This is a genomic window from Megasphaera stantonii (genome assembly GCF_025567065.1).
Classification (GTDB): Bacteria; Bacillota; Negativicutes; order Veillonellales; family Megasphaeraceae; genus Megasphaera; species Megasphaera stantonii.
Genome location: NZ_JAOQKD010000037.1, coordinates 1 through 10917, shown reverse-complemented (window position 1 = coordinate 10917; position 10917 = coordinate 1). Strand labels below are relative to the sequence as shown.

The following is a 10917-nucleotide window of genomic DNA, read 5'->3' as shown; positions in this document are numbered from 1 at the left end:
AAACAGTGGATATCACCATATACATTAGATACTAAAAGGCCGGATTTACATGCCAAGATGTTTCTGTCAAATATATACCCACAACAACTTGACACTGTCATTGCAATGGTATGGTATTGCTTTTTAATAAAAATGTACGTATACTAATTACAGAAAACGCGGGCAGCGAAGGCGTGTACCGTGCCGTTTTGACAGGCATGTTAAATCGTATTCAGTGCGTTCGTACAATGTTACTTATCAAATATCAAATACGGCAGTATCAAGCCGTTAGAAGCGAAGTATTATTATGAGGAGTTTTAGCATGTTCCATCGGTTGAGAGAATATATAGACATAAAGAAATGCGGGATAGCTCAGCTTTCGTATGCATTACATATTCACGGGGGGGGGGGGTATAAATATACTGCATTACATAAAAAAATAAGGAAAAACAGAGGAGACGAAGGTCTCGCTATGGGTATTTTGCAAGGTAGCAGGGGGTGTATGCTGCCTTTTTTGTGTTGCAATCAGCAGGCACGGCGACACTGCATATCTAACTATACATCGTCATAAGTTCGCCTTTTTGCCATGAAGAGGTTAGTTTTTATAATAACGACAGATAGTGTCGTTTTGATATTGTATACTTGCCATATGAATACAAGGATCAATATATTGCGAGGAGGAATGAGAATGAATTTTTTTGAAGACGAACTTATGAAAGAGGCTGTACGAGAAGTACTGCATCAGCAAAAAGCTTCGACGACGATGTTGCAGCGGCGGTTTCATATCGGATATAATCGGGCCCGTCGTCTTATTGAGCATATGGAAGCTGTGGGAATTATCAGCGGAAAGAATGGATATGAAGCACGGAAAATTATCATGGATGAAGATGAAATATATCAGAAGTTTTTAGACATATGATATTTTTCGAGGAGAGATGCTTGCCTTTTATAGATAGTAAACGTAAAGGAGAATATATATGAATGGATTTTTGGGAAATTTAACACAGTACATACAAAGAACTTTACCTTATCGAATAGGCATTATCATAGTATTGATTATTGCCTCTGGTTTGGGGCCAATGCTTTTAGGAATATTTCCTTATGGAGCTATTGTATTCGTGATTTCAGTAATTTTTCTTGTTACATATGCTTATGAAATACAACAGTTCTTTTCAGAACAGAGAGAAAAAGAAAAAATTGAATGGCAAGAAAAAATATTACTGCATATATCTAATGAACGACAAGCTCTGCAAGTTCAAATAGATCAAGTACAAGAAAGTTTTATAAAACATCTGGATGAACAACAAATTTGTTTACAAAGTTATATACATGACTGCCAACTTGGACTGCAAAGGTATATGGATGGATGCCAAGACATTTTGCAAAAGCAGGTCCAAAGTCAGGGAGATATGATAAAAAATCAAATTACGACTAGTCAAAATGAAATTATAGAGGCAGTACGTGAAAAACATAAGGATGAGATTAGTCTTATTAATAAACTAAGTATCCAACAAGAAAAGATAAATGAACAACGTATATTTAAGTTACATAATAAACTTGAAAAATTAGATGAAGGCAAAAGGAAAGCAATTGCTGTATGTCAACAACAAATTGTACGAACAATTCAGGATACAGCGATACAAAGCGGTCATATAGCTGATAAGCATCAAGAAGCAATCATTACTCAACTTACGGAATGTACTGAGAAACATCAGGTTACTGTAAAGGAATATCAAACTAGTGTTTTGAGAGAATTACAGCACGCCATGCAGTTAATTCTTGATACAAATAGCGAAAGCAGAGACTTACTTTTAGAAAAAATTTGTACAGCATCAAGTGCACAGAAGCGGAGTTATACAGATGGGCAAAATAAGATTTTAATGCGTATGGAAAATATAGCAATGGAGGATAAGAAGGATGCCAAACAACATTTTCAGGATGTTTTAAATGCGGTGCATGATTTGTCTAGAAAGACTGTTTCTTCGGTGGATTTATGTAAGCAAGATGTGATGAATTCTATAAATCTGATCAACACAAAAAGTGAAGACTCTAAAATAGTGTGGCAAAAGAAAGTTATGAGTCTGTTAGATAAGATGGAAAAAGATCATAACGAAAAAATCAGTATTTGTCAGAATAACCTTTCTAACCAAATTATTGAAAGCAGGCAACAATTTGAAACTATTTCAGGAAGACAAAAAGATATATTAATTCAAGCTGTGCAAGAAAGTCAAAATATTACAGAAAAGCATGGAAATCAAATTATTAAAACCTTTGAAAATATGAAAGAGGTTGGATTGGTAGCTATCAAAAATGAAAAACAGGATATTGTCAAACAAATGCAGGATTCGATACAGCCGGTTTCAGATACTCTACAAATGCTTGATGTGAAGATACAACAGGGAACAAATATGTATCGGAATACCATTAATGATAAGTCGAAGGAAATACTGACTCTAGTCCAAAAGAATACGGAAAAACAGGCCGGTAAAGTAATTCAGTTTATTCAAAATTATTCAGATGCTGTCAATAGTTCAAATAAAGAACTAACAAAAACATTACGGTCGGACATGACAGTATTACGGGATACTATTGAGCAAGCGGGAATAAAAACAGGAGATGATATTCGGGGATATACGGATACTGTACAAAATACAATAGGTATTTTACAGGAATCAATAACGCAACTTGACCATCATCAAGATGTCATTTTAGATATAACCAACGAAGCACAAGAGAAACAGATAGCGTTGCAGCAGATGATATCTAAAATAATGGACATGCATGGAAGCTTGGCATCTATACTTTTATCCATTCGGACTACTGTTCAGAATTTATCGAAACAAACTGAACCTCAGATCAAGCCTAATCGAGTAGAGACATTTACTGAACAAGACACAGGGAATACCATATACAATACATTTAAAAAGAATTCATTAATTAAAACAGAAGTAAAAAATAAGGATACAATGATATACGCTGTTGAGTATGATGAACAAGGAAATCCAACAGTAAGCCAAAATTACAAAGATGGGGAGTTGCAATCTGAAGTTACGTATTATCGTAATGGGCAGATAGAGACAAGAAAAGAAATCATACGGAGAAATGGCCGAAAGCATGTGGAAGTATCGCATTTTGATGAAGATGGGAATAAAATTCGTTAAAAATATAAGGAGGTATAGAAAAATGTTTTTAAACATGTTAAATGAAAGGGAAAGTAAAAATTTTTTAGAATTAGCTGCCTTAGCTATGAAATCTAATGCCATTATTGATCGTGATGAAAAAGCCGTATATGAAACGTATAAAAGGGAGGTTAATTTATTAGATTATCAGCTAAAAAATATAGACAGAGAAAAATTAGTTACGGCTTTTTTATCTAGCACGAAAAAAGTTCGGAAAGCTGTATATATTGAATTAGCCGGAGTGCTGTACGCTGATGATAGGATCGATCAAAAAGAACAGGACTGGTTAGAACAATTAGGGAAAGAATGGGGATTCAGAGATACGGAAATTCGTCGCATGATTCGATGGGTACAGGATTTTAATGATTTATTAAATGAAGGCTATGATTATATTTTAAAGTAGGGAGGAATCAGATATGGGATTGTGGGCTAGTTTAAAAAGTGGAATTAAGAAGGTCGCTAATAAGGTTGCGAATACTGCGCGCAGCGTCGTTAATTATGTAAAGGAAAAAGCAAACGTTGTACGAACGAAGGTAACGAACACATGGAATACTTTTACAGGGAAAAATACTTATAATGAGGCGAAAGCTCTATATGATAAAATAAAAGCAACCTACGAAAAAAAGAAAAAAGAATTTGATACCATGCTAGCAAGTTATTTAAGCTCTATTGAGAAGCATGTAACGGCTATTAACGCAGCACGTCAACTCATTAAAAACAATTTATTTAAGAGCTTTGCCGAAGATTTGAGGCGTATTACAGATGTTGAAGAGACCTATCATTTTGCGATTGATTCATTTACATATGATGCTCCTAGTCTGACGGGCATAAAAGCGAGAAAAGAGGTTTTTAAAATTGATTTTGATAAAGATAAAATAAAAACGACAATACAGGCTGTGTTTACCTTGGGCTTTTGGACAAGGAAAAGAGCAAAAGAAACATTGTTGGCGGTAAAAGAACAAGAAAAGGTCGTCAATGATGAAATCGCTAAAATGGATGGAACAATAAGAAAACTAAAGATGATAGATAAATCTTTAGATAATATAGAGTATTATTTTGAATCATTAATTAGCATATATACTCGCATATTAGACCGAGTAAACCACGCTGTGAATGGATTATATGTTCGTTGCCTAATTAAAGCTCATAAAGTGGTCGGCAGTGAAATGCTTGTTGCGCATTTGCCTAAAGTACATCAAGAAGAGTTGCAGGCTGCTATAACGGCAACGAAAATATTAAAAGTAATGGCTGAAAAGCCGCTGCTTGTCGATATAGATCATTCCGATAATATAGAAAAATTTAATAAAGATGTGATGCAAGCACAGAGTAATATCGATGAGCAGTGCCAAGCTGCATAAGGAGGATATAATGCATACACCTGATGAAATACGCAAAGCTATTGCCCAAGCGTCACCCTTGGAAATGCCTAGAGTCTTAAATAATATTGAACTGTATGATCAGAAGAATTCTCAAGAAATATTAGATGAAATATATCAAGAGTTTGAAAGCGGAAAAGATAAGGAAGAAAATGTAGTTATTCCTGTCTTTACAGCTATTGTTGATAATTTCTTACGTAAGTCCAAGGCTGGTCGAGAGTTACAGTCTAAAGGCTTGTCTACGACGCGAATTGTAGATGAATGTCGCTCATTTTCTTATGATGAGGAAAATATATCAGTATTAGGAATTCAAAATAAAAATGACGCGGCTGGTAAACAAGGTGATGCGGTAGCTAAAACCATTAACGAAGATGCAGGATTAAATATCCAAGATAATTATATAAATAATAGGAAATCATTATATGAAGATAAAAAAGCAATGGACAAGTATAAAAAGGATAAATATTCATCGAATAATAAAACTGCGAAAGATGAATACGACCCTAATAAAAGAATATACCAAAGTAAAAATAATGTAGATTTGCGTACAACCGATTCCCGTAATGGTAAAACTACTCGACGGGCCGAAACAGACCATATCATTCCGTTAGAAAAAGTACATTCCCAGCTAAAAGGTAATTGTCTCCTTACTGATAGTGATGTTAAAAGTATTGCTAATATGGAAGATAATTTTGCAATAACATCTGAAACAATTAATCGTAAAAAAGGTAAATTAACAAATACAGAATTTATTGATTCTGGAAAAGCTGATGAAGCTGGGTTGGATGATACTGCAAAAGCTATTATGAAAAGGAAAGAACAAGAAGCACAAAAAGCCATTAATAAGGAAGCAAACAAAAAAGTTATTAATAACTATGCAAATAATAAAGAATTACGCCAGAAAGTCAATGATGAACTAGCAATAAAGGCTGTTGAAGGAGCCAAAGCTGGTGCAGGATTGGCAGTAGGTACTTTTATTGTTGAAGTTTTTAAGCCAATGTATTATGAGCTCAAAGACATGCTGTTGCACGGTATCGAGCCGCCGATGGGTGTATCCGATAAAAGCGAAGCATTGGGATTACGGCTTCAACGAATTCGCATATATTTATCTGAAAAGTGGAAAGATATTGCTTCTGGCGGAATAACAGATATCTTGAAAACGGCATTGAATGCCTTGATCAGCGGGATTATTAATTTGTTTTTTGGCGTGGTAAAAACTTTTTTAACTTATATTAGAGATGGTTTTACTGCGTTAGTCAGTATGGTACGCATTTTAGCTGATTCTGAAAAATCAACAGCGCAAAAAGGTGATGCCGTATTGAAATTGGTTGCTACAACCGTATTAGGAATGGCGGGGAGTTCATTGGCTAATCTGGTTCCAGGTTTTAATTCTCTTCCAGAAGCTGTACAACTTGTCGTACAAGGAATTGTTATTGGATGTGGAGCTGTGCTTGTATTTCGTGCATTGGAAGCATTAGATTTATTTGCCGTTAAGGCTGAGATGCGATATGCACGTGTACAGGAAATTTTTGATGCTCGTCGCCAAGCTATGGAAGATGCAGCAGAGGCCTATGATGTAGCTGCAATGGAACAGTTGACGAAACAACGCGCTCAGTTTTCTACTCTTTCTGCTGCGATTAATCAAGGTCTTAATGATGACAATATGGAGGTAGTAAACAATGGATTGCTGGAAATGGCAGACTTTTTTAGAGTAGATATTCCTTATCGTAGTAGGGAAGAATTTGTAGAATATATGAGTTCAAAGCCTAAAATTGTATTATAAATATAAATTACCTTTGTAAAAGTGTATTTCTGATATATACTATATGTACCCTCTTTACTAGGATATCTAGTGAAGAGGGTATAATCAATGTAACGGGGAAAATGGTATGTATGTATATCAGGGACCTAAAAGGAGAAGGAGTATGGAGCAAAAAGATTGGGATGGGTTAGTTAAACTGCTCCGCGACGACATGAAGCCGGCGTTGGGCGTGACCGAGCCGGGGGCGATTGCGTTTGCGGCGGCTAAGGCGCGGGAGTTTGTGAAGGGGGATGTGGAGCGCGTCGACGTCGTGCTGAATTCCGGCATGTATAAAAATGCGTTTACGTGCGGGATTCCCCATTCCGACGCCGTAGGGAACGCCTATGCCGCGGCGCTGGGCGTCGTGGCCGGCGATGCGACACTGGGGCTGGAAGCGCTGGCGAAGGTCGACGACCAAGCGAATGAAGCGGCGAAGGGGCTTGTCGAAGGGGGAAAGGTATCCGTGCAGGTCGGGGAGATTACGCCGGATATTTACATCCGCGCAGAAGTGGCGACGGCGTCGGATTGCTGTGCCGTCACGATTGCCCATACGCATACGAATATCGTAAATATCGTCGTCAACGGCGACGTCGTATTTCAGAAAGACGACGAAGGGCAGCCGGGGCAGGAAGATGTGGGCGGCGCGCCCATTCACGAATATACGCTGGCCGAATTGTATAACTTTATACAATTGGTGCCTATCGAGGAGATTTCCTTTATCCAGCAGGCCTACGACATGAACCTGGCCTTGTTCAACGAAGGGGTGAGCCATGAGCGGACGACCTTTCTCAAGGCCTTGTGGGATATGAACGGCGGGAAGATGATTTCCGGCGACGAAGTGACGACGGCGCAGCTGCTGTGCGGCGGCGCTATCGAGGCCCGCGTCCTGGGCCTGGACAAGCCGGCCATGAGCATTACGGGCTCAGGAGCTCATGGGATCATCTGTACGATGCCTTTATACGCAGTCTGTCAGGTCCAGGGGATTTCTGCCGGGCGGCTGCTGCGGGCGACGGCGCTGAGCTATTTGATTACCATGTATATCAAGGAATATTCCGGCCGCTTGTCAGCGTTCTGCGGCTGCGCTATTGCTGCCGGCACGGGCATGGCCTGCGCCCTGGCCTGGCTGAAGGGCGGCGATTTAGCCGTCATGGAGCGCGTTGTCGCCAATATGGCGGCCAGCATTACAGGCATGATCTGCGACGGCGGAAATCAGGGCTGCACGATGAAGGGCGTCACCGCTGTCGATACGGCGTTCCGCTCGGTACGCTTTGCTTTGTCGGGCGTCGGCGTCGACCCCGTTCACGGCGTATTGGGTTCGACGCCGGAGGACACGTTCCGCTACATGGGCTGTATTGCTTCGCCGGGTATGGTCGGAACGGAGCAGACGATGATCGATATCTTAAAGGATAAATCGCAGAAGGGAAATCGTATGTCCTAAACAAAAAGCCGTCTCATTGGGAGCTGGTGCTTCCTTTGAGACGGCTTGTTTGCGTTTTTTAATCGGCAGGAACCTTATTTCTTAGCTTTGCGCTGGTTTTTGGCATCCTGGCTGACAAAGGTTTTAGTTGCCGGATCAAATTCCGGACCGTCGTAGGTCGTGCTGATCTGCACTTCGCCGGACACGACTTTTTGGTGCAGGTCGTGTAACCTGTTGACGGCTTCGGCCGGCACGAAGGGTGCGACGGCTAAGCGGACGATATCCGGCTTTTCCAAGCCGATTTTCGTAATATCGTGGGTCAGCGAACCGGCCTTGTAATCCTTTGCCGCGTTGAACAGGGCTTCGCTGGAGTCAGCGACGGCCGAGCCGACGAAAATAGGCGATTCTTTCGTCCAGTCGATGACGTTGCCGATTTCCAATACCTGTCCGTTGGTCTTGGCGATGACCTGGTTGACGGCGCTGCGCCCGCTGTTGAGCATCGTATAGATGACGTCGACGCCTTCGCCGATCTGCGCTTCCGCCGCTTTAGCGTTTACCTTCATATTATCCAGGTCGCCCGTGAAGGTCGAATAGAACTGGGCGTGGGGATTGGCGTACTTCACGCCGTTGTAGAATGCTGCCCGGGCTTGGAGTCCCGGTTTGGGCCAGGCGCCGGAAATGTGGCCGACCTTGCCGGTCTTTGTCATATAGCCGGCCAGCGCGCCGGCTAAGAAGGCTGACTGTTCCTGGTCGACGACGTAGCTGCTGATGTTGTCGCCCTTTACGCTGCCTTGGATGACGACGAACTGGATTTGCGGATACTCCTTGCTGACAGCGGAGACGGGGCCGTTCATCTGCCCGCCGTGGCCGATAATCAGCTTCGGCTGTTCCTTGGCTAATTTCTGCAGCTCTGCTGTCAGGACGGCGGCGTCGGACGTGGCAGACACGTCGGAGACGCATTTTACATTCGCCGTGACGCCCTTGGCAATGCGTTCGTAGCCGCGGTAGCCCGCTTCCATAAAGCCGTTGTCGTGGGCCTTGCCGGGCAGGAGCACCGTGATTTCCGGAGCCGTCGCCGCCTCCGGGCTGGCCGTTTCGACGACGGCTCCCTGGGCAAAGGCGGGGAAGCAGGCTGCACATCCTAACAGAAGTACGGATTTTTTCAATGATACTTTCATAGGAACACCTCTTTGTCGTAGTATAGATGAGTCCGCAGCAGAAGAATACCCGCTGCCGGACGAATTGCTGTAGCTTACTTCGTCATTGGATTTCAATGCCGCCGTCCTTGTAGCGCTGCAGGTCGTCTGTCCCGATATCGCTGTCCATGATGACGACAGGCGTCTGCGACAGGGGGAAGACCTGCTTTTTGGCCAGGCGGTCCAGCTTGGTAGAATCCATGACGGCGTAGGTTTTCCAGGCGTTGCGGGCCATGACCTGCATGATGGGGATTTCGCGGAAACGGAAATCTGTCAGGCCGGCCTGCACATCCAGCGAATTGACGGCTAAAAAGCAGATATCGGGGAAATACGTTTCCGCTTCGCGAAGGCAGCGGCTTCCCCAGGTGGACTGCTCTGCCCCGTCCCAATCGCCGCCGAGCAGGTGGATGCGGCATTTCGGATTGGCTGCGGCGGCCTCGGCTGCGGCGATGTTGTTGGTCACGATGGAACACGTAAGGTCGGCTTGAGCGATTTCTTCGGCTAAAATCGTCGTCGTCGTGCCGGAATTGAGCATGACCAAGTCGTTGGGCTGAATGATCTGCACGGCTTTGCGGGCGGCTTCCCGCTTGAGCTCGTTGTGTATGACCTTGCGGCCGTTGAAATGGGCGAATTGATGAGACTCGTGGACGGCTTTGGCGCCGCCGCGTATATATTGAACCAAACCGGCCCGGTCTAAGGCTTTCAGGTCGCGCCGTACCGTATCGATTGATACGTTCAGCTGCTGGGACAAATCTTCCAGCTTGACGACGGAGGTACGGCTCAGTTCCTGCAAAATAATATGCTTGCGTTCTTCCTGAATCATGAATGCTGCTCCTTTGCGTTTGCTCTGTCATAGTTTATTGTATATCAAATCCGTTTGCGGCGACAAGGATAGTTTTGTAAAATCCTTTTGCGAGAATTTTACAAAATGTGCTGTAATTTACATATATTTTGCCGTTTATTTGCAGAATTTAGAAAAAAATGTCATAATATAAGTATATAAATGGAACTATCCGAAACTATTACGGCAGATATTGGTAAATGGAAAGGGGCAGACGCATGAAGTGGGAAGGAATTATTTTCGATTGGGCCGGTACGACTGTCGATTTCGGGTCGATGGCTCCGGTCGTCGTCTTTCGGGAAATTTTTGCCAAACGGGGCATTGCCGTGACAAATGAGGAAATCCGCCGGCCAATGGGCATGCTGAAGTGGAATCATATTCAGGCGATGCTGGACATGCCGCGGATCCGCGGCGAATGGCGGCGGCGGTTCCGCAGCGAGCCGCAGGACTGGGACGTCGATACGTTATACGACGATTTTGAGCCGATGCTGCTTGCCCTGCTGGCCCGGGGGACGGAGGTCAAGCCATATGTGGCCGATACGATCGCCGAGCTGCGACGCCGGGGCTATCAAATCGGCAGTACGACGGGCTATACGAATATCATGATGAAATCCGTCGTCAAGGCTGCTGCCGCGCAGGGCTATGAAGCGGATTTCTGGATTACGCCGGACAGCGTATCCGGTTTCGGCCGGCCCTACCCGTATATGATTTTCCGAAATATGGAGCATTTCAAATGGCAGCAGACGAGCCAGGTGTTGAAAGTCGGCGACACGGTGACGGACATCCTGGAAGGAAAGCATGCCGGCGTCAAGACGGCGGGCATCATCGTCGGCAGCTCTGTCATGGGGCTGAGCCGGGAAGAGTATGACAGCTTGACGGAAGGCGAACGGCAGGCGGCCTGCGAGCAGGCGCGCGCCGTATACGAAGAGGCCGGCGCAGATTATGTGCTTCACGATATACGGGACATACTGAGCATAGCAGAATAAGGATATGAAGGCGGCTAAATGGCGGACACGGCGTCGTTTAGCCGCGTTTTTTGTTTTTGGCTATGTCACAACAAACAGTTGATAAATAGCCATTTTTATAGGGGAGTATCAGAACTCCCCTACAAACTGTTATTTGCAGTTA

9 protein-coding genes are annotated in these 10917 nt (G+C 43.5%); 7 read left to right on the top strand and 2 right to left on the bottom strand.

What is annotated here, in order from left to right:
- The first annotated feature begins 667 nt into the window (after window positions 1-667).
- The 6 genes from OCV58_RS11940 to OCV58_RS11915 all read left to right on the top strand — a co-directional run bounded on the left by OCV58_RS11940 (window position 668) and on the right by OCV58_RS11915 (window position 7773).
- A complete protein-coding gene (locus OCV58_RS11940; protein ID WP_267312923.1) occupies window positions 668-898 on the top strand; it encodes a DNA translocase FtsK in 231 nt (76 codons plus the stop codon).
- Window positions 899-956: 58 nt separating this feature from the next.
- Window positions 957-3140, top strand: a complete 2184-nt coding sequence (locus tag OCV58_RS11935; protein ID WP_154877977.1) for a toxin-antitoxin system YwqK family antitoxin — start codon at window positions 957-959, stop codon at window positions 3138-3140.
- A 22-nt stretch (window positions 3141-3162) separates the two neighbouring features.
- Window positions 3163-3561, top strand: coding sequence for a hypothetical protein (locus OCV58_RS11930; RefSeq protein WP_154877976.1), 399 nt, complete (start codon window positions 3163-3165; stop codon window positions 3559-3561).
- A 13-nt stretch (window positions 3562-3574) separates the two neighbouring features.
- Window positions 3575-4516: a DNA repair protein gene (locus OCV58_RS11925; RefSeq protein ID WP_154877975.1), complete on the top strand. Its 942-nt coding sequence runs from the start codon at window positions 3575-3577 to the stop codon at window positions 4514-4516.
- Between the two features lie 10 nt (window positions 4517-4526).
- On the top strand, window positions 4527-6317 hold the full coding sequence (locus OCV58_RS11920) for a hypothetical protein (RefSeq protein ID WP_154877974.1): 1791 nt from the start codon (window positions 4527-4529) through the stop codon (window positions 6315-6317).
- A gap of 142 nt (window positions 6318-6459) precedes the next feature.
- Window positions 6460-7773: an L-cysteine desulfidase family protein gene (locus tag OCV58_RS11915; RefSeq protein ID WP_267312922.1), complete on the top strand. Its 1314-nt coding sequence runs from the start codon at window positions 6460-6462 to the stop codon at window positions 7771-7773.
- Window positions 7774-7847: 74 nt separating this feature from the next.
- Here OCV58_RS11915 and OCV58_RS11910 read toward each other — a convergent pair whose 3' ends face one another.
- Complete coding sequence (locus tag OCV58_RS11910) at window positions 7848-8930, bottom strand: BMP family protein (protein WP_154877973.1); 1083 nt, start codon at window positions 8928-8930, stop codon at window positions 7848-7850.
- Between the two features lie 82 nt (window positions 8931-9012).
- Complete coding sequence (locus tag OCV58_RS11905; protein ID WP_154877972.1) at window positions 9013-9771, bottom strand: DeoR/GlpR family DNA-binding transcription regulator; 759 nt, start codon at window positions 9769-9771, stop codon at window positions 9013-9015.
- 236 nt (window positions 9772-10007) lie between these two features.
- Between OCV58_RS11905 and phnX the strand changes: the two genes are divergently transcribed.
- On the top strand, window positions 10008-10775 hold the full coding sequence (gene phnX, locus OCV58_RS11900) for a phosphonoacetaldehyde hydrolase (RefSeq protein WP_154877971.1): 768 nt from the start codon (window positions 10008-10010) through the stop codon (window positions 10773-10775).
- The last annotated feature ends 142 nt before the right edge of the window (window positions 10776-10917 follow it).

Bases quoted from the DNA above. Each gene is read 5' to 3' on its own strand.
- OCV58_RS11905 (WP_154877972.1), bottom strand. From the start codon at position 9,771: ATGATTCAGGAAGAACGCAAGCATATTATTTTGCAGGAACTGAGCCGT.
- OCV58_RS11930 (WP_154877976.1), top strand. From the start codon at position 3,163: ATGTTTTTAAACATGTTAAATGAAAGGGAAAGTAAAAATTTTTTAGAA.
- phnX (WP_154877971.1), top strand. From the start codon at position 10,008: ATGAAGTGGGAAGGAATTATTTTCGATTGGGCCGGTACGACTGTCGAT.
- OCV58_RS11915 (WP_267312922.1), top strand. From the start codon at position 6,460: ATGGAGCAAAAAGATTGGGATGGGTTAGTTAAACTGCTCCGCGACGAC.
- OCV58_RS11910 (WP_154877973.1), bottom strand. From the start codon at position 8,930: ATGAAAGTATCATTGAAAAAATCCGTACTTCTGTTAGGATGTGCAGCC.
- OCV58_RS11940 (WP_267312923.1), top strand. From the start codon at position 668: ATGAATTTTTTTGAAGACGAACTTATGAAAGAGGCTGTACGAGAAGTA.
- OCV58_RS11935 (WP_154877977.1), top strand. From the start codon at position 957: ATGAATGGATTTTTGGGAAATTTAACACAGTACATACAAAGAACTTTA.
- OCV58_RS11925 (WP_154877975.1), top strand. From the start codon at position 3,575: ATGGGATTGTGGGCTAGTTTAAAAAGTGGAATTAAGAAGGTCGCTAAT.
- OCV58_RS11920 (WP_154877974.1), top strand. From the start codon at position 4,527: ATGCATACACCTGATGAAATACGCAAAGCTATTGCCCAAGCGTCACCC.